Here is a 23,705-nt window from a genome sequence, read left to right as displayed (position 1 = left end):
GTTCAGTTCCTGCCCGTCTTGAGGATCTGAGCGCAGACCTCGCGCCCTTCACGGACTGCGTAATTGGTTCCGCGATCTTCTGGATAAACCTGCGCCATGCTCGTCACGAATACATTGCTGATCGGGGTGCAGCGGCCAGGGATCAACTTTGAGTAGTGCTTCTCTGCAATGGGCTGTGCGTAATCCGCGCGCCATACATGCAGATCCTGAATCCAGCTGCGATCAAATTCCGGGAACATCTTCTGCAGGTGCGGGATGGAGAACTCCACCAGTTCGGCATCACTCATGGTGTACATCGGGTGATGCGGCGGCAGGTACTTGGAGAGGTAAACGATGTGACGACCGCCATAGGAGCTCGGTGGCTCGAAGTTGGTGTGTTCGATGACCCCCACGTAAGGGAACCCGGGGTCGTTGACGTTGAGCCAGTAAGTATCGGACAGGCTACGATCGAGGCTCAGAACCATGCAGACATTGGCCAGGTAACGGATGCGCCGGAGCTTCTGTAGATAGTCGTCATCGGCGACGCCCTCCAGAAGGCCTGCGGAGATCGGCAGTGCTGTGGAGAGAAGCACGTTGTCCGCAGATATGAACTCGCTTCCGACCTGGACGCCGGTAGCGTGCCCCTCGTCAGACGTTACTGCAGTTGCGCCGCTGTTGAGGCGGATCTCGCCTCCGAGCTTGATGATTGCTTCGCCCAGTCGATTGGCCAATTCGGCGAAGCCGCCCTTGTAGTAGGCCAGGACCTCATCCCCGGAGCTGCTGCGACTGCCTCCTCGGAGCACAAGCTTCTTCCAGAACCATACGGCCGAAACGTCTTCGGCAACATCGCCGAACTTTCCGACCAGGAGTGGGTCCCATACAACGTCATAGGCTTTCTGGCCACACAGGTCGATCAACCACTCCTTCGCGCTGAGACCCTCGAGCTGGCGCCAATCCTTGATCGATTTAGCACGGAGCACCGCGACGCCAAGACGGATCCGGTCGATGAACGGCAGCGCCTTGAAGCGGAGCAGGTCCATAGGTGTACTGAGCCGGAAGAACTGGTTGGAAAAGTACATGCCGGTGCGCGTGGGGCGCAGCAGAATGTTGTCGTTCTCTCCCAGCTCTTCAATCAGCTTGAAAATTTCGACGTCGTTGTTGAACCAGTGATGATAGAACTTCTCAAGGACTTCATTCCCTACCTTGAAGCCGCCTGCAAGCCCGCCGAGCTCGTTATCACGCTCCAGGACAATGACGCGCTTCCCAGCCTTCGCCAGTTCGTATGCTGCCGTCAGGCCGGCGAAACCGCCGCCAACGATTGCGGTGTGATAGTTGCTGCTCATGGTTTGGAAGGGTCCGTTGAGGCGCGGAAGGTGACCGCGCGGTTAAGCGAGAACTGCAGAATGAGAACGACGGCCAGCGTCACCAGCTTGGAAACAAGTGGCGACAATTGGAGTACTGCAACCAGCAAGTAAAGCAATGCGCTGGATATCAGGTACCCAAGCAGCGCGGTGCCGAAGAACAATGCCAAGCGTCGGAGCGTCTGGTCATAGGTCTTGAATGTGAAGTGGCGGTTCAGCAGGAAGCTCACCAGCGTTCCTGCGGCGTAGCCGATTGCATTGGCGAGTTGATAATTCCAGCCGAAATAGATCAGCGTTGTGTAGGTCGTCAGATCCAGTGTGACACCGGTGCCGCCACAGATGGCGTAGATGATGAACTGCTTCAGGCGCGGGTCGGAGGCCAGTGCACGGATGGAAATCATCGATCCTCTCCCGATGACAGGCTGATGTTTCGAGTCGACTCGATGACAGTCTGCGGGCGACCATTTACATGTAGAAGCACGCGTCCCACGTATTCTCCTATCATGCCGACGGCGAGCAGCTGCACGCCACCAATGATCAATGCTGAGACGATAAGAGACGACCAACCAATTGGCATCGTGTCAACAGTGAACTTTTGGATGACGAAGGCAATGGCGAGCAGGAATCCCAGCGCCGAGAATGCAAGTCCCAGCATGGATGCCACCCGCAGCGGAAGGATGGAAAAGCTGGTTGCCATCTTCAGCCAGAGTGAAATCGACTTGCGCAGACTGTATCCCGACTGGCCGTCGGCGCGAGCGTGGTGGTCGATCGTGATGCTGGTGATGCGACTTGTCGTGGACAGGATCAGGCCATCCAGATAGACGTGTGGACCTGTGAACTTGACTACCTCGTCGCGAACGCCGGAGACCATTGCCTTGAACGGCGACAGGTAAAGTCCTTTCGGCTTGCCCAGCAGCAGGGTTGCCATGATGTCATTGAATGAACTGCCGGCCCGTTTCCACAACGCATGGCGCTTGTTGTGGAATCCCGCATAGCAGACGTCTTGGTCCTCTCCGAGCGCGGCAAGCAGGGCGGGCAGATCGTCAGGCGAGTGCTGAAGATCATCGTCCATCGTAACGATTTTCTTGCCATGCGCCAGCCTCAGCCCTGCCATGATGGCATTGTGCTGACCAGCATTCTTTCTGAGGTTTACAGCCTTGAGCCAAGGGCGCTCGCGTGCCAGTTCGACGATGACATCCCATGAACGATCAGGGCTGCAGTCATTGACGAGTATCACCTCAAACGAGTCGCCGAAACTGAGAGGTAACGTTTGGCCCAGCTTCGCCGCCAATGCAGGCAGGATCGTCTCGCTACGGTAAACGGGGATGACGACCGAGAGTTCAAGAGTCGGATCGGGGGCCATAGTACTTCTGCAGTAGTCGAATGATGTAGCCGGGATTGATATCAATCCCCAGTTTGGGAGCCAGTTCCTGCATCAGTGATGGATCTGGAATGGCGCCACCGCCTTTTTCAACGTTGGAGCGGAGGGCTTGTACGCCAAGGAGCTCCTCCAGGAGATCAACAAGGAGGCTCATGGTGATCGTCTCAGGTGGCGCGATTTCGTACGTGCGATGCTCTGATCCGCTGACTATCAATGATTTTGTCACGGCGGCCACATGCTCGACATCAACGAGGCAACGCAGGGCATGCGTCCATATCGGAATCACCTGGCCTGATTTCAGTTTGTCAACCAGAAAATTTGTCAGTGTGTTGGGATTGGATGTTCGTCCAACTACTTGAGGGAGTCTAAGAATCAAGTGCTCCGGGTGCTGGGCGACACGTCGTTCCATGGCGAGCTTGTGCTTTGCATAGAAGCTTGCTGCTCTGTCCGGGTCGGAAATGCTGCAGGTGCTGAAATAGATAAAGGCGCCAGAGCAACGTTCCAGATGGCTTGATAGTAGATCCGCCTCACGCTGGAATGCTTCCGGCTGCGACTCATGGGAATTCGATACGCCGGAAGCAAACAACACAGCGTTATGGGTGCTTACCCATTCAGGGCTGAATGCGGAGGCAAGCAGCCCGTTACCCACGATCATGCCCAGCTCCTTGCCGACGCCGAAATTCCTGCTTCCGATGTAATCTGCATCCTCACTTGTTCCCGGCTCGTCCGTATTGATCCTCGAAACGGACGATATCATCCTCCCCCAGGTAGCTTCCGGACTGCACTTCGATGAGTTCCAGCGGCAACTTGCCCGGATTCTTCAGGCGGTGGGTCACACCCAGTGGAATGTAGGTACTCTGGTTCTCGCTCAGCAGGATCACGTCATCGCCACGGGTGACTTCCGCGGTACCGCTCACCACGATCCAGTGTTCGGCACGGTGGTGATGCATCTGCAGGCTCAGGGTTGCACCCGGCTTGACGGTGATGCGCTTGACCTGGAAGCGTGCGCCATTATCGATGGAGTCGTAGGCGCCCCAGGGGCGATAAACCTTGCGATGCGCCGCAGCTTCGCTGCGCCCATCACGTTTGATCTGGGCGACGATCGACTTGACGTCCTGCACGCGATCCTTGTGACCGACGAAAACAGCGTCGTCGGTTTCAACAACGACTACGTCCTCCAGTCCCACCATCGCGATCAGGCGGTTGCCGTAGGCGTAGCTGTTACGGCAGTCCAGCGCGATCACGTCACCGTGGCAGGCATTTCCATCGGCATCCTTGTCGGACACATCCCACAGCGCGGACCACGAGCCAACATCGTTCCAGCCTGCATCCATTGCCACGACCGCGGCATCGCTGGTCTTTTCCATGACGGCATAGTCGATCGAATCGCTCGGGCTGGCGGCGAATGCGTCGGCGTCCAGCCGCACGAAATCAGTATCACGCGCGGCCTTCTCGAGCGCACTGCGGCAAGCGACGAGAATGGCCGGTTGCAACCGCTCCAGTTCCTGCAGGTAGCGCGATGCCTTGAACAGGAACATGCCGCTGTTCCAGAAGTACTCCCCGGAAGACACATAGCCTTCGGCCGTCGCCAGATCGGGCTTCTCCACGAACCGCTCGACGGCGCGTGCACCTTCGCCGGGGCCCGCCTTGATGTAGCCATAGCCTGTTTCCGGCGCGGTCGGCACGATGCCGAAAGTGACCAGCTTGCCGGCATCGGCGGCGCTGGCAGCTTGGGCAACCGCAGCGTGGAAGGCATTCTCGTTGCGCACGACGTGGTCCGAGGGAAGCACCAGCAGCAGAGCGTCGTCGTTCTCCGCCAGGACCTGCAACGCGGCGATCGCGATGGCCGGAGCCGTGTTGCGTCCGATCGGCTCCAGGATCAACGCCTGCGGGCGCACATTGCACTCGCGCAGCTGCTCGGCGGCCATGAAGCGGTGCTCCTGGTTGGCCACCACGATCGGCGCCTTGCCGGCGATGTCCGCCACGCGCTTCCAGGTGGCCTGCAGCATCGTGTCCTCGCCGACCAGCGGCAGGAACTGCTTGGGATAGGCTTCACGCGACAGCGGCCAGAGGCGCGTGCCGGAGCCGCCGGAGAGGATGACGGGAACGATGGGGAGCATGGAGTCCTTCCTTACTTAACTTAATGATGAGCCGGGCTGCCGCCGATCAGGGCGGTAAGTTCCTGGGTGCGTCGCGCCAGCAGCACGGCGTCGCCTCGGGTTTCGATGTTCAGGCGCAGCAGTGGTTCGGTGTTCGAGCTGCGCAGGTTGAAGCGCCAGTCGGCGAACTCGGCGCTGACGCCGTCGGTATGATCCAGCAACGGTGCGTCGGCCTGGTAGTGGGCAAGGACGTGGGCCACCGTCGCCTTGGCGTCTTCCACGCGGAAGTTGATCTCGCCACTGCAGGGGAAAGCCTTCACCCGGTCCGCGACCAGTTCGCCCAGCGGGGTGCCGGTCTGCGAGACCAGTGCGGCGATCAGCAACCAGGGAATCATGCCGGAGTCGCAGTAGGCGAAATCGCGGAAATAGTGGTGCGCGCTCATCTCGCCGCCGTAGATCGCATCTTCGGCGCGCATGCGTTCCTTGATGAAGGCGTGGCCGGTCTTGCTCATGATCGGTACGCCACCAGCCTGCTGCACCTGCTCGATGGTGTTCCAGGTCAGGCGCGGATCATGGATGATCTTGCCGCCCGGCTGGCGCGCGAGCAGCGCGGTGGCCAGCAGGCCGACCAGGTAGTAGCCCTCGATGAAGTTGCCATCGGCGTCGAAGAAGAAGCAGCGGTCGAAGTCGCCATCCCAGGCGATGCCGAAGTCGGCACCGTGTTCGCGCACCGCGTCGCGGGTGGCCGCGCGGTTTTCCGGCAGCAGCGGGTTGGGAATGCCGTTTGGGAAGCTGCCGTCGGCCTCATGCTGGATGCGGATGAATTCGAAGGGCAGGTGCGGGCCCAGTGCGTCGATCACCAGGCCGGCACCACCGTTGCCAGCGTTGGTGACGATCTTCAGCGGCTTCAGGCTGGCGACATCGATGTAGCCGAGCAGGTGCTGGATGTAGGCCGATTTGTCGGCATCCTGGCTGACCGTGCCGTGGCCGTTGCCCAACGGCGCATCGGAGGCCGCGAAGTCGCGGATGTCGAACAGGCCGGTATCGCCGCTGATCGGCTTGGACTGTTCGCGCACCAGCTTCATGCCGTTGTAATCCATCGGATTGTGGCTGGCAGTAACCATGATGCCGCCGGCAGCCTGGCGGTGGAACGTCTGGAAGTACACTTCCTCGGTGCCGCACAGGCCGATGTCGATGACATCGCGGCCACTTGCGGTGAGCCCTTCGATCGCGGCCTGCAGCAGCTCCGGGCTGCTCAGGCGGATGTCATGGCCGACGATGACCGGTCCCGGCCCCAGCAATGCCGCCGTGCCTGCGCCGATGCGCTTGGCCAGGTTGGCGTCGAGTTCATCCGGAACCCGACCACGGATGTCATAGGCCTTGAAACACGGGAGCGTCATCAATGCGGTCCTAACTGGGGTGACCGCCGATTATAGCGACACGCTCCGCCAAGGCGGGTAATCCTGTCCAGCATCCTTGCCGGTCGGGAAAAAACCAGGAATCGCATAACTCATTGATTATGCGATTCCTTTGCTGGGATCAGCCGAGCGCCGCTTCCAGCTCCGGCAGGATCGTGAACAGGTCACCGACCAGGCCGATATCTGCGATCTCGAAGATCGGCGCGTCGCCGTCCTTGTTGATCGCCACGATGGTGCCGGCGTCCTTGATGCCGGTCAGGTGCTGGATCGCGCCGCTGATGCCGACGGCCACGTACAGCTCCGGCGCGATGATCTTGCCGGTCTGGCCGACCTGCAGGTCGCTGGGCACATAGCCGGCATCGACCGCGGCGCGCGAAGCGCCGACGGCAGCGCCGAGCCTGTCGGCCAGCTGGAAGATGACCTTGAAGTTCTCCTCCGAGCCGACGCCACGGCCACCGGAGACCACGCGCTTGGCGCTCTGCAGGTCCGGGCGGTCGCTGGCACCGGCGGCCAGGCCGACGAAGCGGGTGTGGGTCGGCAGCGGGGCGTCGACGCTGGCCGCTTCGACGGCGGCACTGCCACCCTGGGCGGCTTCCGGCCAGGACGCGGCACGCACGGTGGCAACCACGACCTGGTCGGCCGGGGCTTCGACGGTGATGATCGCGTTGCCGGCGTAGATCGGGCGCTTGAAGGTGTGGCTGCCTTCGACGCTCATCAGGTCGGAGACCTGGTTGACGCCGAGCAGGGCCGCCACGCACGGCATCAGGTCCTTGCCGAAGGTGGTCGACGGGCCGAACACGTGGGTGTAGCCCTTGGCCAGCTGTGCGATCTGCGGCGCCAGCACCTGGGCGATGGCCTGTGCATTGGCGGCGTTGGCCAAGGTCAGGACCTTGGCGACGCCGGCGATCTTTGCGGCGTTAGCGGCGACAGCGGCCGGGTCGGCGGCCAGCACCAGCACGTCGATGCTGGCGCCGCTGATGGCGGCGGCGGCGCTGACGGTCTTGGCGGTGGCGGCATTGAGCTTGCCGTCGTGGTGCTCGGCGATGACGAGAATCTTGCTCATTACAGCAGCCCCTTCTGCTTGAGTGCGGCAACCAGTTCGGCTGCGTCCTTGACCATCACACCCTTGCTGCGCTTTGACGGCGCGGCGTAGTGGGTGGTCTTGAAGGTGTCGGCGGCTTCAACGCCGAGGTCGGCCAGCTGCAGGGTCTCCAGCGGCTTGGCCTTGGCCTTCATGATGTCTGGCAGCTTGATGAAGCGCGGCTCGTTCAGGCGCAGGTCGGTGGTGACCACCGCCGGCAGGTCCACTTCGAGCGTTTCCAGGCCGGCATCGACCTCGCGGGTGACCGTGGCCTTGCCGTCAGCGATCTCAAGCTTGCTGGCGAAGGTCGCCTGCGGACGGCCCCAGAGCGTGGCCAGCATCTGGCCGGTCTGGTTGGCGTCATCGTCGATCGCCTGCTTGCCCAGGATCACCAGGTCCGGCTGTTCCTTCTCGATCAGCTTGAGCAGGGTGCGGGCGGCGGTCAGCGGCTGGATGGCCTGATCGGTGACGACGTGAATGGCACGGTTCGCGCCCATGGCCAGGCCGTTGCGCAGGTGCGCCTGGGCGTCGGCCGGTGCGATGGTCGCAACCACGACTTCGCTGGCGATGCCCTTGTCGCGCAGGCGCAGGGCTTCTTCCAGGGCAATTTCATCGAAGGGATTGGGGGACAGCTTGACGCCGTCGGTGACCACGCCGGAACCGTCCGGCTTGACCTGAATGCGGACGTTGTAGTCCACCACGCGCTTGTACGCGACGAGGATTTTCATCTGGTACGGGGTCCTTGTAGTGCCGGCCGCTGGCCGGCTCACATTTGCTGGGGGAACATCCGGTCCTGCGACAGCAACCGGTTCGGGGGTGGGATCCCGATTCTAGCGGGTGGCGTGGCGCCATGCGAATGCGTATGGTTTTGTTGCGATGCCGCAAAATCCGCGAGGCCATGCGTCTTGTTCACGGTGTGAGGGCAGTCGTGAAGGTGCCTCCGATGTATCCTGTCGCGCTGAGTCGGGTTGCCGGGTGCGGCCCACATGGATCATCAACAGGAGAACATGTAGTGCCCACATGGCTTGTCACCGGCGGTGCCGGATTCATTGGCGGTAACTTTGTTCTCGAAGCGGTCGCCCGTGGCATCAAGGTCATCAATCTCGACGCACTGACGTACGCAGGCAATCTGAAGACCCTGGGTGGCCTGGATGGCAATCCCGACCACGTGTTCGTGCAGGGCGATATCGGTGACCAGGCTCTGGTCGCCGGCCTGCTGGCCGAGCATCGGCCGGAGGCGGTGCTGAATTTCGCTGCAGAAAGCCATGTGGACCGTTCGATCGATGGTCCGGGCGCCTTCATCCAGACCAACGTGGTCGGCACCCTGGGCCTGCTGGAAGCGGTGCGCGACTACTGGAAGGCCTTGCCGGCCGAGCAGCGTGCGGCCTTCCGCTTCCTGCACGTGTCCACCGACGAGGTCTACGGCACCCTGGGAGAAACCGGCAAGTTCAGCGAGACCACGCCGTATGCCCCGAACTCGCCGTACTCGGCGTCGAAGGCTGCGTCTGACCATCTGGTCCGCGCCTTCCACCATACGTATGGACTTCCGGTGCTGACCACCAACTGCTCCAACAACTACGGCCCGTATCACTTCCCGGAGAAGCTGATTCCGCTGGTGATCGCCAAGGCGCTGGCCGGTGAGCCGCTGCCGGTGTATGGCGATGGCAAGCAGGTGCGCGACTGGCTGTTCGTGTCCGACCACTGCGAAGCCATCCGCACCGTGCTGGCCAAGGGCCAAGTGGGTGAGACCTACAATGTTGGTGGCAATTCGGAGAAGCAGAACATCGAGGTCGTGCAGGCGATCTGCGCGCTGCTTGATGCACGCCGCCCGCGAGAGGATGGCCAGCCGCGCAGCAGCCAGATTACTTACGTGGCCGACCGTCCGGGGCACGACCGCCGCTATGCGATCGACGCCTCCAAGCTGAAGAACGACCTCGGCTGGGAACCGGCCTACACCTTCGAGCAGGGCATCGCCTTTACCGTTGACTGGTACCTGGGCAACCAGGAGTGGGTCAACGGCGTGCTGGATGGCAGCTACCGCCTGCAGCGCATCGGCACCGCCGCTTGAACCCTGGAGATCTCATGACCCAACGCAAGGGCATCATTCTCGCCGGTGGCTCCGGCACCCGGCTGTATCCGATCACCAAGGGTGTCAGCAAGCAGCTGCTGCCGGTGTACGACAAGCCGATGATCTACTACCCGCTCAGCGTGCTGATGCTCGCGGGCATCCGTGAGGTACTGATCATCAACACCCCGCACGAGCAGGCGCTGTTCCAGCAGTTGCTGGGCGACGGCTCGCAGTGGGGCATGGACATCCAGTACGCGGTGCAGCCCAGCCCCGATGGCCTGGCGCAGGCCTATCTGATCGGCCGCGACTTCGTGGCTGGCAAACCGAGCTGCCTGGTGCTGGGAGACAACATCTTCCACGGGACCGGCCTGCGCGAGGTGCTCAAGCGCGCCGACCAGCGCGACGCAGGTGCCACGGTGTTCGGTTACTGGGTGAATGATCCGGAGCGCTATGGCGTGGCCGAGTTCGACAAGGACGGCAGAGTGATCGATCTGGTCGAGAAGCCGGAGAGTCCGCGTTCGAACTATGCTGTGACCGGTCTGTACTTCTATGATGGAAACGCCAGCGAGTATGCAGCCGAGTTGAAGCCTTCGCCGCGTGGCGAGCTGGAAATCACTGATCTCAACAACCGCTACCTGGCCGAAGGCAATCTGCACCTTGAAGCATTGGGCCGCGGCTACGCCTGGCTGGATACGGGTACCCATCAGTCGTTGCTGGAAGCCTCGAACTTCATCGAGACCATCCAGACCCGGCAGGGCCTGCAGGTGTGTTGCCCTGAAGAGATCGCCTTCGGGCAGGGCTGGATTGATGCGGCCAAGCTGGAAGAACTCGCTGCACCGTTGAGCAAGAACGGCTACGGCCAGTACCTGATCAAGCTGTTGCAGCGTGGTGTCGTGCCGTGAGAGTTATCGAGACGAGTCTGGCTGGCTGCAAAGTGATCGAGCCGAACGTGTTCGGCGATGCCCGTGGATTTTTCTTTGAAACGTGGAATGCCGACCGGTTTGCGGAGGCGGGCCTGGAACGCGGCTTCGTACAAAGCAATGTTTCGTCGTCAAGCAGAGGCGTGCTGCGTGGCCTTCACTATCAATGGCCGCGCCCACAGGGCAAGCTGATTTCGGTGCTGCAGGGTGAGGTCTATGACGTCGCAGTGGACATCCGCCGCGGCTCGCCGACCTTCGGGCGCTGGGAGGCGGTGGTCCTGAGCGCCGAAAACAAGCGACAGTTCTGGATTCCGGAAGGGTTCGCGCACGGCTTCGCTGTGCTGTCTGAAACGGCGTTGTTCAACTATCTCTGCACCGATGTCTACGTAAAGGAGGCCGATGCTGGCATCCGCTGGAATGATGCAGACATCGCCGTGGACTGGCCGATAGGTGCGCCGATGCTTTCGGCCAAGGATGAGAGTGCGCCGTTCCTGAAGGACATTGCTGGGGATCGTCTGCCGGTCTACAGGCCATGAAACTTTTGGTGTTGGGCGGGAATGGTCAGGTGGGGCAGGAACTGCTGCGCGCACTGGCGCCATTGGGCAAGGTCGTCGCGACCACCCGTAGCGGTATCCTGCCTGATGGTAGTGCCTGCGAAACTGCCGATTTTGGCCACCCTGACAGCCTCCCGGCACTGCTTGACCGGCTGCAGCCGTCAATCGTGGTCAATGCGGCCGCCTATACGGCAGTGGACCGCGCCGAACAGGACGCAGACGCGGCTTTTTCGGCCAATGCGCTGGCACCGGGCGTAATCGCGCGTTGGTGCGCGCTGCAGGGCGTGCCGTTCGTGCACTACTCCACGGACTATGTATTCGATGGACACGGCACGCAGCCATACCGCGAGGACGAACCCACCGCACCGCTGGGCGTGTACGGCGCCAGCAAGCGTGATGGCGAACTCGCCGTGCGTGCAGCGGGCGGACGCCACCTGATCTTCCGCACGGCGTGGGTGTATGCCTCGCACGGCGCGAACTTCCTGCGCACCATGCTGCGGGTCGGCACCGAGCGCGACACGCTACGGGTGGTGGCCGACCAGGTCGGCACGCCGACCCCTGCAGCATTGATCGCCGATGTCACTGCGCTGGCATTGCAGCACCCGGGCCAGTTGTCAGGTACCTGGCACCTGACCGCCACCGGGCAGACAAGCTGGCACGGATTTGCCGAGGCGATCTTTGCAGAAGCTGCCGCCATGGGGCTGCTGGACAGGGTACCCGTGGTGGAGGCGATTCCCAGTTCCGAGTACCCGGCTTCGACCCCACGTCCTGCCTGGTCGGTACTGGACAATGGCAAGCTGCAACGGGATTTCAGCATCGCGTTGCCGGCGTGGCAGGCCGGGCTGAAGCGCGTGATGGCGGAGATCGCGCACAGCTGAGTGTCCGCGCAATTGCTGCGGTGCACCCCAGCATCCCGATAGGGTCCGGCTAGAATGCGCTGATTCTTTCCTGCAGGGCTGTAGAGATGGGACATGCAAATTCCGGCAGCAAGCGCTTCGCCAGCGCGGCGGACGCCCTGCAGGGGGTGGTCGCCGATGGCCAGACCCTGGCCGTGGGCGGATTTGGCCTGTGCGGTATTCCAGAGGCACTGATCGCCGCCCTGCGCGACAGCGGTGCCAAGGGCCTGACCGTGATTTCCAACAATGCCGGCGTCGATGGTTTCGGCCTCGGCCAGCTGCTGGAAACACGGCAGATCAAGAAGATGATTTCGTCCTACGTGGGCGAAAACAAGGAATTCGAGCGGCAGTTCCTGGCCGGCGAGCTGGAGCTGGAGTTCAACCCGCAGGGCACCCTGGCCGAGCGCCTGCGTGCTGGCGGTGCGGGCATCCCGGCATTCTTCACTGCCACCGGCTATGGCACGGTGGTGGCCGAAGGCAAGGAAACCCGCGAGTTCGACGGCAAGCACTACGTGATGGAGACCGCGCTGCGCGCCGACGTCGCGCTGGTCAAGGCCTGGAAGGCCGACGAAGCTGGCAACCTGGTGTTCCGCAAGACCGCGCGCAACTTCAACCCGGCCTGCGCGATGGCCGGCAAGGTCTGCATCGTGGAAGTCGAAGAGGTCGTGCCAGTTGGCAGCATCGATCCGGACCAGGTGCACCTGCCGGGCATCTACGTGCACCGCATCGTGCACAACGCACATCCTGAAAAACGCATCGAACAGCGCACCATCCGCGCGGAGGGCAACTGACATGGCGTGGACCCGTGATGAGATGGCGGCCCGCGCTGCCCAGGAATTGACCGATGGCGCCTACGTGAACCTGGGCATCGGCCTGCCGACGCTGGTGGCCAACCACATTCCCGAAGGCGTGGACGTGTGGCTGCAGTCAGAAAACGGCCTGCTTGGCATTGGCCCGTTCCCCACCGACGCTGAAGTCGACGCCGACCTGATCAATGCCGGCAAGCAGACCGTCACCGCGCGTGCCGGTGCCAGCTATTTCGGCAGCCATGACAGCTTCGCGATGATCCGCGGTGGCCACGTCAACCTGGCCATCCTTGGCGCCATGCAAGTGACGGCCAAGGGCGACCTGGCCAACTGGATGGTGCCTGGCAAGATGGTCAAGGGCATGGGCGGTGCGATGGACCTGGTGGCCGGCGTGCAGCGCGTGGTGGTGCTGATGGAGCACACCGCCAGGAACGGCGAGCACAAGATCCTGTCCGAATGCACGCTGCCGTTGACCGGCGTCGGTGTGGTCGACCGCATCATCACCGATCTGGCCGTTTTCGACGTGACCGATGCCGGTCTGGTGCTGGTGGAAGCGGCGCCAGGTGTGGGCGACGAGGAGCTGAAGGAGAAGACCGGCGTGGCGTTTGCGCGCAGCTGACGCCTGGGCCTCAGCGTCCTCGGGCGTAAGCATATTCCGAGGAGGAAGCGCGCGGGGGAGCGCCTTCCACCTCGGAGGTGTCGGCTACAGTGAACCCGGCAGCGGACACCACGGCTCCGGTCGCACGTTCGATGGCATGCGCCAGCGTGCCATCGATCTGCCCTGCTTCGGCGTCGAACATGCTCGGCAGCAGATGGGCATCGAGCAGGGGGCGCAGCGCCGGCAGGCGTACCCAGAACATGCTGCCGGACGCGAACTGTCCATCGCCGGGTGCACTGTCCAGGCCCAGCAATGCCCAGAGCCGCTCCATGCGCAGTGCATTGCCGCCGATGTAGTCGGCCACCTTCAGCAGGTGGCCTGCCGGAGCCATCAGGCCGATGCGGGGATCGGCCTGCAGATGGGCCAGGTTCGCAGCAGCCTGGGCAGGGCCCAGCAGCGCGTCGACCATCTCGCGCCGCCACTGGTCGCCATTGTCACGATGGCTGGAGCGCTTGGTATGCAGCTTCAGCACCAGTGATTCATCCTGCCGCAACAGCCGGTCGGCTGCGTGCAGGAACGGCAGGACGTCACGGCCGTGGTTGTCGTAGACCCAGATTTCAGCGGCCAGGCCCTGCGCATCGACGATCGACTGCACCTGTGCCTGACGCTCCCCTGTGGTGGTGATGACCAGGCGTGCCTGCAGCCCACTGTCCTTCACCGCCTGCAACAGCTCCGGCAGCGCATCCAGATACCACGCGTGGATGACGATGCAGGGACGCGACGGAGCGGCCTGCGGGGGGGACAGCGCGCGCCGGGTGGCATGCAGCCAGGCATGCCCGAGACGGGCATCCGGTTCAAGAACGGCGCTTTCCGCCCATTCGTTCCAGGCATTGATGAACACCAGGCGCCGAGCGGGCGCTACATCACGCAGGCGCTGGTGCACCGTGTCGTGCAACCAGTCGCTGTAGCCACGCGGAGACGCATGCAGTAGAACACGGCCGCGGCCGGGTCGGCGGGCCTCGTTGTCCCAGCCCGGGTTGACGCCTGGATAGAGCGGATAGTCCGGCAGCGGTGCCGTGCGCATCTGCGCAGCCAGCTCGCGCCAGTCGCGCACGTCGCCTTCGTAGTCGGGGTTGAGCAGGAACTGGCTGGTGTTCAGCTGCCGTGGCGCGGCGATGTTCGGCGGGAACTCCACAGCGGCATCGAAGCCGATTTCGCGCGGATCCGGTCGCTCGAAACTCTGCACGTAGGCCAGGTGGATCTCGCCGATGTCATTGTCACGGCACCAGCCACGCCAGCGCGCCGCCGTAGCCTTGGGATCGGGCAGCAACTGCGGCCGGTACAGCAACAGCACCGGTCGTCCCTCGACCTTCAACGCACGCGGGTCGCGCAGGTAATCGGCAACGTGGGCGATGAACGCCAGGTCATCCTCGGCACTGTGCTGTTGGCCGATCAGTACGTCCTGGTTGCGCCCATCCCAGCGCCGGGTCCAGTTCTCGTTGGCCCAGCACAGGCAGAACGGCAGTTCAATCGTGCTGTCGGCCAGCCATTGGCGCAGGGGCTGCTCCATCAGCGTGTAGCCACTGAACCAGTAGAAATAGAAGCAGAACGCGCCGATGCCATGGTCGGTCGCCAGCCGCGCCTGCGCGCGCAGTGTCTCGCCAACACGAAGGTCATAAAAGCCCAGGTCGCCGGGCAGGCGCGGCTGCACATGTCCCTCGAACTGCGGCAGGGCACGGCTGACGTTGCGCCATTCGGTGAAGCCCTTGCCCCACCAGGCATCGTTCTCTTCGAACGGATGGAACTGCGGCAGGTAGAAGGCCACCAGCGTGGCCGGCAGTGTGGCCGGCAACGGCGCGTCTTCTGCGGCGGCGTAGCCGATTGCCCGCTCATCGGCACGCAGCAGTGCACGCGCCCCATCGGCTGCTGCGCCGACACGGCCGCGCGGCGGAGGAGGGCTCCAGCTGCCGATGCGGTCCAGGCCCCTGTTGCGAAGGCGATCACGCAGCGATGCGGGCATCGGAACAGCGCGGAACAGCGCGCGCAGCACCGAGAAGCTGAGCTGGCGGATGCCGGACGCAGCGTGACTCATGGGTGGAACCTGGCGGGAAGGGAGCTGCGCATCATGGGGGACCAGCGGTGGGGCTGAGTCCATTTTCCGGTAAACGTTGCTTCAACGGCAAATCGGTCCGGTGCTACTGTGCCACCATGCTGCTTCCTCTCGACCTTCCTGACGCCGATGTCCAGCACCTGCCGGGCTGGCTGGCTGCGGCCGACGCGGACCGGCTCATATCTACGCTGGAGGCTGATGTGCCATGGGAGGTCCATCGCATCCGCATGTTCGGCCGCTGGGTGGATTCGCCGCGGCTGAGCTGCTGGATCGGCGACCCAGAGGCCCGTTATCGCTACTCCGGTGCCGAGTTCGTGCCGCATCCCTGGCCACCTGTGTTGCAGGCCCTGCGTGGGCGCCTGCAGGCCGCGGGCATCGGTCGCTTCAACAGCGTGTTGCTGAACCGCTATCGCGGCGGCACTGACCATATGGGCTGGCACAGCGATGATGAGCCCGAACTGGGCCCGGCGCCGGTGATCGCGTCGCTGAGCCTGGGGGCCGCCCGGCGTTTCCTGCTGCGGCGGCGAGATGACACGACGCGCAAGGCCGAGTTCCTGCTTGGCCATGGCGATCTGTTGCTGATGGCCGGACAGACCCAGCGGTTCTACCAGCACGCACTACCGAAGATGGCACGGGTGCAGACAGAGCGCATCAACCTGACGTTCCGCTGGATTGCGCCGCGCTGATGGGCGGCCGCCGGGCATGGCCCGGCGCTACCGGGGCTTGGGATCAGCGCGTGACGCCCGGCTGGTCGGCCTGTCCGCTCACCAGCGTCCAGCCGACCACGTCCTGGGCCAGCTGCTGCAGGCCGCGTTCGAACGCGGCAGTGACCGCCGGGACGTCGGTGCTGCCGACCGGCTGGGCCTGGCGGAAGGTGCGGTCGGCGACCACGCGCTGGTCGGCGACGTGGATCAGCTTGGCATTGACCTCGATGACCACGGTGGGCGTGGCCTGGCCCTGGTAATCCGACTCGAAGCGGCGTACGTCGGTGGACAGCTTGTAGTCGGCCCGGATGCCCGCGCTGCTGCGCGCCACGCCGCGGATGCGGCCGGAGTCCTCGAAACCACGCAGCAGGGTGTCCTCGATCATGTCGGTGGCCGGCTGTGCCCAGCTGGCGCCCTTGTAGATCTCCATCTGCGACGGCGTCGGGCGCACGTTGATGCGCGGGCTGTCGACCATGCGCGCGGCGCTGGGCTTGGCCAGTACCAGCTGCCAGCTGGCCTGCGGCCATGCCGGATCCGCCTTCACCTGCACGGCAGGCGAGTACAGGGTCACTGCGGTTTTCTCGCTGCTGCCAAGGATGGAGCAGCCGCCCAGCAGGGTGACCAACGAGGCGGCCAGCAGCAGGCGCGGAAGGGTGGTCGTGCTCATTTGGGTTCGAACTCCTTCGGTGCGTCGCGGCCCAGCAGGTAGCGCGCGGGGTTGTTCTCGAGGCGGTCGCTGACCCGGCGCAGGTCGCGGATCAGGCCACGCAGCTCGGTCAGTGTCGGGCCGAGCTGGCCGAGGCCGTCGTTGGCGAAGCTGTTGATCGCCGCACGGTTCTCGCCCAGGATCGAATCGGCATTGCCGGCGGCCGAATCGAGCTTGCCCAGCGTGGCGTCGAGCTTGTCGATGATGCCCGGCAGCTGCTGCACCAGGTTCTTGTCCAGGCGCTCGATGGTGCCGTTGGTGGTCTTCAGCGTGGTGTCCAGGCTGCGTGCGGCATCGCGCGCGCTGAGCAGCAGCGCCTGGGTGCCCTGGTCACGGTCGGCCAGGCCACCACTGATCGTTTCAAGATTGGCCAGCGTCGCGTTGATCGAAGCGACGTTGCGGTCGCTGAGGATCTGGTCCATGCGCTCGACGATGCGGTTGGCCACGTCGGTGATGTTCTGCAGCGCCGAAGGCGTGGTCGGGATGATCGGTGCCGGGTCCTTGTTGACCGTGGTCAACGCCGGCGACTGCGGCGTACCGCCGCTGAGCTGGATGATCGACGGGCCGGTGAGGCTGGTGATCGCCAGCTTGGCGCGGGTATCGGTCTTGACCGGCGTGGTCGAGTTCAGGCGGATGCGTGCGACCACCTGGCGCGGATCGTCCGGCACCAGGTTCAGTTCGGTGATCGAACCGACCGCTATGCCGTTGTACTGCACCGGGCTGCCCACCGACAGGCCGGTCACCGCCTCGCGGAACACCACGCGGTATTCCTGCCAGGTACGGTCGGAGGAGTACTTGGCGGCCCACAGGCCGAAGGCCAGCAGGGCCAGGCCGGTGATCAGGGTGAACGCGCCGATCAGCACGTAGTTGGCTTTGGTTTCCATGGCTCAGGCACTCTCGATCTGTTCGCCGCGCGCGGCACGTGCACGCGGTCCGTGGAAGTATTCCTGGATCCACGGATGATCCAGTTTCTCGATTTCCGGCAACGGTGCATTGGCCACCACCTTGCGGTCGGCCAGCACGGCGACGCGGTCGCAGATGGCGTACAGCGTGTCCAGGTCGTGGGTGATCAGGAACACGGTCAGCCCCAGCGCTTCCTGCAGGGTCTTGATCAGCCGGTCGAACGCGGCCGCGCCGATCGGGTCGAGGCCGGCGGTGGGTTCGTCCAGGAACAGCAGCGGCGGATCCAGCGCCAGGGCGCGCGCCAGGCCGGCGCGCTTGCGCATGCCGCCGGACAGCTGCGAAGGCAGCTTGTTGATCGCGTCGGCGGGCAGGCCGGCCAGCTTCACCTTCAGCAGTGCCAGTTCGTAGTGCCAGCGCTCGGGAAGCTCACGATGGTGCTCCTTCAGCGGTACCTGCACGTTCTCGCCCACGGTCAGCGAGGAGAACAGGGCGCCGTCCTGGAACAGCACGCCGGTGTTGCGCTCGATGTGCAGGCGGCTTTCGGCATCGTCGGCACGTGCGTCGCGGCCCAGCACTTCGATCTGGCCTTCGTCGGGCGTGCGCAGGCCGAGGATCGAGCGCATCAGCACCGACTTGCCGGTACCGGAGCCGCCGACCACGCCCAGGATCTCGCCGCGGCGCACGTCCAGGTCCAGGTCCTCATGCACGGTCTGGCTGCCGAAGCGGTTGACCAGGCCGCGCACGCGGATCGCCAGTTCATGGCCCTGGTCGTCACGCATGTCGAGGATTTCGGGGCGGGCGGATGTGCTCATGTCACCAGTCCATGTGCATGAACCACAACGCCGCGAAGGCGTCGATGATGATCACCAGCGAGATCGTCTGCACCACGCTGGAGGTGGTGCGTTCGCCGACCGACTGCGCGGTGCCTTCCACCTTCAGTCCTTCCAGGCAGCCGATCAGGCCGATCACCAGCGCGAACACTGGCGCCTTCGACAGGCCGACCAGCATGTGCCGCACTTCCATCGTCTCGTGCATGCGCGCGATGTACATCTGTGGCGGGATGTCCAGGTCGAATGCGCCGACGGTGATGCCGCCGGCGAGGCCGGCAACCATGGCAATGAAGGTCAGCAGCGGCAGGGTCACCAGCAGCGCCAGCAAGCGGGGCAGCACCAGCAGGTCGACCGGGTCCAGGCCGAGGGTGCGCATCGCATCGATCTCCTCGCGCGCCTTCATCGCGCCAATCTGCGCGGTGAAGGCACTGGCGGTGCGGCCGGCCAGCACGATGGCGGTCAGCAGCACGGCGAACTCGCGCAGGAAGGCGATGTTGACCAGCTCGACGACGTAGATCTCGGCGCCGAAATCGCGAAGGATGGTCGAGCCGAGGAAGGCGATCACCGCGCCGACCAGATAGGACAGCAGCGCCACCAGCGGTACCGCATCCAGCCCCACCTGTTCCATCTGGTGCACGGTGGCGGTCAGGCGGAAGCGTCGGGGTTCCTTGACCAGGCGCGCGGCCTTGACCAGGTTCTCGCCGAGGAAACTGCACAGCGCCTTGATGTTGTGGCCGGTGGCATGGACGCTGACACCCAGTCGCTCCAGTGCCGCCAGCACGCCGAAGTCGCGCTTGGGCTTGGGCCGGTCGTCGGCGACCTCTTCGATGGTGCAGACCAGCGCCTGGTGGTCCTGGCGAAACTGCAGCGCGTCTTCGCCGAGGTCGGCGCGGTGGGCCACGCGAAGTACCTGCAGCACGCCGGCCGAATCCATCTGCTCGATGCCGGTCGCATCGATGCCGGTCAGCTTTTCGGGAACGCCACGCAGGACTTCGGCCGCGGCGAGCGCGGTTTTCAGGGTCCAGGTGCCGGACAGGCGGATCAGGCCCGGGTCATGGGCGTCCTGTTCGAGCTGGGGGGCGAGGTTCGGGGTCACTTGGGCCATTCGGGTCGCAGCATAACAGGTCTGTATTGGGCATCGCGTCGAACTCGGATGAATTTCTCCGGTAAGGCCCGGCCTAGGTAATACTACGTCGCATGTCCGCAGACGCTCACACGATCCCCACGCCCCAGGCCACCTACGCGCAGCGCGTGGCCTTCGTTTCCGAGATCGCCGGACGCCTGCACAGCTACGGCACCACGGCCCAGCGCCTGGAAACGGCAGTCGTGGCACTGGCCCGCCAGCTCGATCTGGATTGTGAACCGTGGTCGAATCCCACCGGTATCATTCTTAGCTTCAGCGACCCGGCGCAGGCGATCGGCTCCAGTGACATCACCCGTGTGATCCGGCTGGCGCCCGGCGAGAACGACCTGCACAAGCTCAGCGTCGCCGACCATATCGCCGAGGAAGTGTCCAACGGGCGGATGAGCATCGCCCAGGGCCACACTGCACTGCGCCAGCTGGACAAGGATCCGGGCCGTCGCGGCAAGCTGCGCACCATCCTGTCGTTCAGCCTCGGCGCGGCCGGCGTGGCCGGCATGTGGAAGCTGCCGTGGCTGGACATCGCCACCGCCGGTGTCATCGGCCTGATGATCGGCCTGCTCGGCATGGTCACCGACCGTCGCCCGGCCACCCGCGAGGCGGCCGAAGCACTGGCCGCACTGCTGGCGGGCCTGGTCGCCACTCTGGTCGCGTCGTTCATCGGCGCGCTCAACCTCAACACGGTGATCATCGCCTCGCTGGTGGTGCTGCTGCCGGGCATGTCGCTCACCAATGCAGTCAATGAACTGGCCAGCCAGCACTGGGTGTCGGGCACCGCGCGCTTCGCCGGCGCGTTGACCACCATCATGAAGCTCAGCGTCGGCGCGATGATCGCGGTGACCCTGGCCGACGTGCTCGGGCTGGACCCGGTGATCCGTGCGGCGCGGCCCCAGGGGCCGTGGGTGGAGTGGGGCTCGCTGCTGACCGCCGCGTTCGCGTTCGCGATGCTGTTCAAGGCCAACCGCCGCGATTACCCGTGGGTGATCGCCGCCTCGGTGGCCGGTTATGCGATTTCCAAGTTCGGTGGCCATGCCTGGGGGGCACCGGCGGGCATCTTCCTGTCGGCGATGCTGTTGACCGCGGGCGGCAATCTGTTCGGCCGCCTGGTCGGTCGCCCCGGCGCGATCATCCGCCTGCCGGGCATCATCATGATGGTGCCCGGCAGCACCAGCCTGCGTGGCGTGCTGACCCTGGTCCAGCAGCAGGACGTGGGTGCCGGCCAGAGCGTGTTCCTCACCGTGCTCAACGTGGTGATGGCGCTGGTCGCCGGCCTGCTGTTCGGCAACCTGCTGATGCCCGCGCGCAAAACCCTGTAATCGTCCTTCTGTGCTGCTTGCTGTGGGTGTGGGCCGTTGCTCCACACACCTCCCGGGAAATGAAAAACGCCGGCGTTCGCCGGCGTTTTTCATTGTTTCCCGATCTGGCCTCAGGCCTTCTTGATCAGGAAATCTTCCGGCTTCTTGCTGCCCTTGGCGGTCAGCTCGGCCATCCAGCGCGGCTGCTTGCCACGGCCGGTCCAGGTTTCCTTCGGGTTGGCCGGGTTGCGGTACTTCGGGGCAACCTTGCCCAGCTTGCGGCCAGCCGTCTTGGACGGCGCCTTGGTCGCCGTGGCGACCTTGCGGGCGCGCGGAGCGGGGGCGCTGCCGAACAGTTCCTCGATGGTGTAACCCTCGGTCTTGGCCAGCTTGCTCAGCTGGGCCCGGACCTTGGTGATCGGCCGGCGCTTGGCGACGATGGTCTGCTGCTTCTTCGCGGTGCGGATCAGGGCGCCCAGCTCTCGTGCCGACAGGCCGGTCAGGTCAATGCTCATTTACGGTTACTCCGGAAACTAATGTGTGGACGGGACGAGCCAGTCCATGGCGTCGCGGGACAGAATAAAGATGAATTAATCCAAGCACAAATGCAGGCGGGTCAGGGCTTGGCGGCATGCAGGCTGCATGGCGTCGATTTTGACCGGATTATGTATGTTGCAGTATCAGGCGGTGGTTCGGGCGGCAAGAAAAGACCGGGGCATGCCCCGGTCTTCTCCTGATCAACCCTGCAGGCGCTGCAGCAGGGTGGCCTTGTCGAGGCTTTCCGCTTCGCTGGCGCGACGTGAGCGGTACTCGTAGGTACCAGCGGCCAGGCCGCGTTCGCTCACCACCACGCGGTGCGGGATACCAATCAGTTCCATGTCGGCGAACATCGCGCCCGGTCGCAGGCCGCGGTCGTCGAGCGCCGCATCCAGGCCTGCATCGCGCAGCTCCTGCAGCAGGCTGGCAGCGGCGTCGGCGACGGCGGCGTCGCCCTTCGGGTTGATCACGCACACCACCACCTGCCACGGCGCCATCGCATCCGGCCAGATGATGCCGGCCTCGTCATGGTTCTGTTCGATCGCGGCAGCGACCACGCGCGAGATGCCGATGCCATAGCAGCCCATCGCCATCACCGCCGCCTTGCCGTTCTCGTCAAGCACGGTGGCGTCCAGCGCCTTGGCATACGTGCGGCCGAGCTGGAACACGTGGCCGACTTCGATGCCGCGGGCGATCTTCAGTTCGCCGCCGTCCAGCGCACGGTCACCGGCACGCACGTTGCGGATGTCGGCCACTTCCGGCTCCGCCAGGTCACGGCCCCAGTTGACGCCGGCCAGGTGGAAGCCGGCTTCGTTGGCACCGACGACGAAGTCGGACATTGCCGCAACTTCGCGATCGGCGACCACGCGGATGGCCTTGGCCGGCGCGACCGGGCCAAGGAAGCCCGGCACGCTGCCGAGGTGCTCGGCGATTTCCGCCTCGCTGGCGAAACGCTGCTCAGCCAGGCCGGCAACCTTGGCCAGCTTGATCTCGTTGACCTCATGATCGCCGCGCACCAGCGCCAGCACGAACTGCTGCGCTTCGCCTTCGCCGGCGATCAGCGCCACCGACTTCACGGTGCGCTGCAGGTCGATGCCGAGCAGGGCTGCAACGTCCTCGCAGGTCTTCTGGGTGGGCGTATCGACCTTGCGCAGGGCTTCGCCGGCGGCCGCACGCGGCGCCGGATCGGCAGCGATCGCCGCTTCCATGTTCGCTGCGTAGTCCGAACCGGTGGAGAACACCAGCGCGTCCTCGCCGGAATCGGCGATCACGTGGAATTCCTGCGAGGCATCACCGCCGATGGCGCCGGAGTCGGCCTGCACCATGCGGAAATCCAGGCCGAGGCGGGTGAAGATGCGGCTGTAGGCCGACTTCATGTTCTCGTACTCGCGCACCAGGCACTCATCGTGCAGATGGAAGGAGTAGGCGTCCTTCATCAGGAACTCGCGCGAACGCATCACGCCGAAGCGCGGACGGATCTCGTCGCGGAACTTGGTCTGCACCTGGTAGAAGTTGACCGGCAGCTGCTTGTAGCTGGACAGCTCGCTGCGCGCGAAGTCGCAGGCGGCTTCTTCGGCGGTCGGGCTGTAGCAGAACACCTGGTCCTTGCGATCCTTGATCTTCAGCAGCTGCGGGCCGAACTTCTGCCAGCGCCCGGTCTGCTCCCACAGTTCCTTCGGCTGGATGGTCGGGATCTGGAATTCCACGGCGCCGGCGCGGTCCATTTCCTCGCGGACGATGCGTTCAACCTTGCGCAGCACGCGCAGGCCCAGCGGCGACCAGGTGTACAGGCCCGATGCCAGCTTGCGGATCATGCCCGCACGCAGCATCAGCCGGTGGCTGGTCAGCTCGGCATCGCTGGGGGTTTCCTTGGTGGTGTGCAGGTGGAACTGGGAGAGGCGCATCGTCGGCTTCGGATAACGGCAGAGACGCCTATTCTGCCAGCCCGGCCGGGGTGGGGGGTACTGGCAGGGCTGCGCCCTGCACCTGCCTCAGGCAACGTCACCTGCAACAGCAACAGCGGGTTTTCCGTGGGATGGCGGGGTGGGTCCGGTTGCGGGAGACGCCGTAAACCCGTCCATGGGGGCTTGGCCGCGGCATCCATGCCGCGGACACTCCCGCAACCGGACCCACCCCGCCTTCGACAGTTTCCCGCGATCTGCCCCCCTTTTGTAGAGCCGAGCCATGCTCGGCTGCTGTTCGATCAATTCTCGAAATATTCGATTTCCATGGAGATTCATCCACGCATGGCGTGGATCTACTGGCGACCGGCCAACTGTCGAAGGCGGGGCACTGTGGGTTTGCGGGGTGTGAGCCGC

General features: G+C 64.3%; 23 protein-coding genes. 8 read left to right on the top strand and 15 right to left on the bottom strand.

Translation table 11 applies throughout. The features are described 5' to 3' along the window. Window positions 1-2: 2 nt before the first annotated feature. From N7590_RS11455 to N7590_RS11420, 8 genes are all read right to left on the bottom strand, one after another. Window positions 3-1,322 carry an NAD(P)/FAD-dependent oxidoreductase gene (locus N7590_RS11455; RefSeq protein WP_049446215.1) on the bottom strand — a complete coding sequence of 440 codons (1,320 nt, stop codon included), beginning with the start codon at window positions 1,320-1,322 and terminating at the stop codon, window positions 3-5. Next, a complete protein-coding gene (locus N7590_RS11450) occupies window positions 1,319-1,741 on the bottom strand; it encodes a GtrA family protein (protein ID WP_049459259.1) in 423 nt (140 codons plus the stop codon). Before N7590_RS11450 ends, N7590_RS11455 begins: the two co-directional genes overlap by 4 nt. Next, window positions 1,738-2,703 carry a glycosyltransferase family 2 protein gene (locus N7590_RS11445; protein WP_049446212.1) on the bottom strand — a complete coding sequence of 322 codons (966 nt, stop codon included), beginning with the start codon at window positions 2,701-2,703 and terminating at the stop codon, window positions 1,738-1,740. Before N7590_RS11445 ends, N7590_RS11450 begins: the two co-directional genes overlap by 4 nt. Next, complete coding sequence (locus tag N7590_RS11440) at window positions 2,681-3,376, bottom strand: hypothetical protein (RefSeq protein ID WP_049446210.1); 696 nt, start codon at window positions 3,374-3,376, stop codon at window positions 2,681-2,683. The genes N7590_RS11445 and N7590_RS11440 overlap by 23 nt, the downstream gene beginning before the upstream one ends. 52 nt (window positions 3,377-3,428) lie before the next feature. Then, complete coding sequence (locus tag N7590_RS11435; protein WP_049446209.1) at window positions 3,429-4,841, bottom strand: mannose-1-phosphate guanylyltransferase/mannose-6-phosphate isomerase; 1,413 nt, start codon at window positions 4,839-4,841, stop codon at window positions 3,429-3,431. 20 nt (window positions 4,842-4,861) lie between these two features. Next, entirely contained in the window at window positions 4,862-6,220 is a 1,359-nt protein-coding gene (locus N7590_RS11430) for a phosphomannomutase (protein ID WP_164241834.1), read from the bottom strand. Window positions 6,221-6,359: 139 nt separating this feature from the next. Then, entirely contained in the window at window positions 6,360-7,301 is a 942-nt protein-coding gene (locus tag N7590_RS11425) for an electron transfer flavoprotein subunit alpha/FixB family protein (protein WP_279935520.1), read from the bottom strand. Further along, a complete protein-coding gene (locus N7590_RS11420) occupies window positions 7,301-8,047 on the bottom strand; it encodes an electron transfer flavoprotein subunit beta/FixA family protein (protein ID WP_008267872.1) in 747 nt (248 codons plus the stop codon). The genes N7590_RS11425 and N7590_RS11420 overlap by 1 nt, the downstream gene beginning before the upstream one ends. A gap of 284 nt (window positions 8,048-8,331) precedes the next feature. On the opposite strand from N7590_RS11420, the gene rfbB reads away from it, so the two are divergent. The 6 genes from rfbB (at window position 8,332) to N7590_RS11390 (ending at window position 13,182) form a co-directional block, all read left to right on the top strand. Further along, a complete protein-coding gene (rfbB, locus tag N7590_RS11415; protein ID WP_049459256.1) occupies window positions 8,332-9,387 on the top strand; it encodes a dTDP-glucose 4,6-dehydratase in 1,056 nt (351 codons plus the stop codon). A gap of 14 nt (window positions 9,388-9,401) precedes the next feature. After that, a complete protein-coding gene (gene rfbA, locus N7590_RS11410) occupies window positions 9,402-10,289 on the top strand; it encodes a glucose-1-phosphate thymidylyltransferase RfbA (protein WP_053508778.1) in 888 nt (295 codons plus the stop codon). Continuing rightward, a complete protein-coding gene (gene rfbC / locus N7590_RS11405; protein WP_049446198.1) occupies window positions 10,286-10,843 on the top strand; it encodes a dTDP-4-dehydrorhamnose 3,5-epimerase in 558 nt (185 codons plus the stop codon). The genes rfbA and rfbC overlap by 4 nt, the downstream gene beginning before the upstream one ends. Further along, window positions 10,840-11,739 carry a dTDP-4-dehydrorhamnose reductase gene (gene rfbD / locus N7590_RS11400; RefSeq protein WP_049459254.1) on the top strand — a complete coding sequence of 300 codons (900 nt, stop codon included), beginning with the start codon at window positions 10,840-10,842 and terminating at the stop codon, window positions 11,737-11,739. Before rfbC ends, rfbD begins: the two co-directional genes overlap by 4 nt. Window positions 11,740-11,825: 86 nt before the next feature. After that, on the top strand, window positions 11,826-12,548 hold the full coding sequence (locus tag N7590_RS11395; protein ID WP_049459253.1) for a CoA transferase subunit A: 723 nt from the start codon (window positions 11,826-11,828) through the stop codon (window positions 12,546-12,548). Window position 12,549: 1 nt separating this feature from the next. After that, the gene (locus tag N7590_RS11390; RefSeq protein ID WP_049446193.1) at window positions 12,550-13,182 is read left to right on the top strand and encodes a CoA transferase subunit B; all 633 of its coding nucleotides are present in this window, start codon (window positions 12,550-12,552) and stop codon (window positions 13,180-13,182) included. 10 nt (window positions 13,183-13,192) lie between these two features. Here the strand turns inward: N7590_RS11390 and N7590_RS11385 are convergent, their stop codons facing one another. Continuing rightward, complete coding sequence (locus N7590_RS11385; protein ID WP_279935518.1) at window positions 13,193-15,253, bottom strand: glycoside hydrolase family 99-like domain-containing protein; 2,061 nt, start codon at window positions 15,251-15,253, stop codon at window positions 13,193-13,195. Window positions 15,254-15,369: 116 nt separating this feature from the next. On the opposite strand from N7590_RS11385, the gene N7590_RS11380 reads away from it, so the two are divergent. Further along, window positions 15,370-15,957: an alpha-ketoglutarate-dependent dioxygenase AlkB gene (locus tag N7590_RS11380; RefSeq protein WP_164241838.1), complete on the top strand. Its 588-nt coding sequence runs from the start codon at window positions 15,370-15,372 to the stop codon at window positions 15,955-15,957. A gap of 43 nt (window positions 15,958-16,000) precedes the next feature. Here N7590_RS11380 and N7590_RS11375 read toward each other — a convergent pair whose 3' ends face one another. The 4 genes from N7590_RS11375 to N7590_RS11360 are packed head-to-tail and all read right to left on the bottom strand — an operon-like array spanning window position 16,001 to window position 19,519. Then, the gene (locus N7590_RS11375; protein WP_049446186.1) at window positions 16,001-16,642 is read right to left on the bottom strand and encodes an ABC-type transport auxiliary lipoprotein family protein; all 642 of its coding nucleotides are present in this window, start codon (window positions 16,640-16,642) and stop codon (window positions 16,001-16,003) included. Next, window positions 16,639-17,565, bottom strand: coding sequence for an MlaD family protein (locus N7590_RS11370; RefSeq protein WP_004154114.1), 927 nt, complete (start codon window positions 17,563-17,565; stop codon window positions 16,639-16,641). Before N7590_RS11370 ends, N7590_RS11375 begins: the two co-directional genes overlap by 4 nt. 3 nt (window positions 17,566-17,568) lie before the next feature. Next, the gene (locus tag N7590_RS11365) at window positions 17,569-18,396 is read right to left on the bottom strand and encodes an ABC transporter ATP-binding protein (protein WP_133933750.1); all 828 of its coding nucleotides are present in this window, start codon (window positions 18,394-18,396) and stop codon (window positions 17,569-17,571) included. A 1-nt stretch (window position 18,397) separates the two neighbouring features. After that, complete coding sequence (locus N7590_RS11360) at window positions 18,398-19,519, bottom strand: ABC transporter permease (RefSeq protein ID WP_004154116.1); 1,122 nt, start codon at window positions 19,517-19,519, stop codon at window positions 18,398-18,400. A gap of 92 nt (window positions 19,520-19,611) precedes the next feature. On the opposite strand from N7590_RS11360, the gene N7590_RS11355 reads away from it, so the two are divergent. After that, on the top strand, window positions 19,612-20,871 hold the full coding sequence (locus N7590_RS11355) for a threonine/serine exporter family protein (RefSeq protein ID WP_004154117.1): 1,260 nt from the start codon (window positions 19,612-19,614) through the stop codon (window positions 20,869-20,871). A gap of 110 nt (window positions 20,872-20,981) precedes the next feature. On the opposite strand, the gene N7590_RS11350 is transcribed toward N7590_RS11355, so the two are convergent. Next, window positions 20,982-21,365: an H-NS histone family protein gene (locus tag N7590_RS11350; RefSeq protein ID WP_164241837.1), complete on the bottom strand. Its 384-nt coding sequence runs from the start codon at window positions 21,363-21,365 to the stop codon at window positions 20,982-20,984. A gap of 222 nt (window positions 21,366-21,587) precedes the next feature. Continuing rightward, window positions 21,588-23,291: a proline--tRNA ligase gene (locus N7590_RS11345; RefSeq protein WP_049458183.1), complete on the bottom strand. Its 1,704-nt coding sequence runs from the start codon at window positions 23,289-23,291 to the stop codon at window positions 21,588-21,590. Window positions 23,292-23,705 lie beyond the last annotated feature (414 nt).

Origin of the sequence: Stenotrophomonas sp. GD04024, from assembly GCF_029837545.1 — a bacterium.
GTDB lineage: Bacteria > Pseudomonadota > Gammaproteobacteria > Xanthomonadales > Xanthomonadaceae > Stenotrophomonas > Stenotrophomonas forensis.
This window is presented reverse-complemented; position numbering and strand designations above follow the sequence as displayed.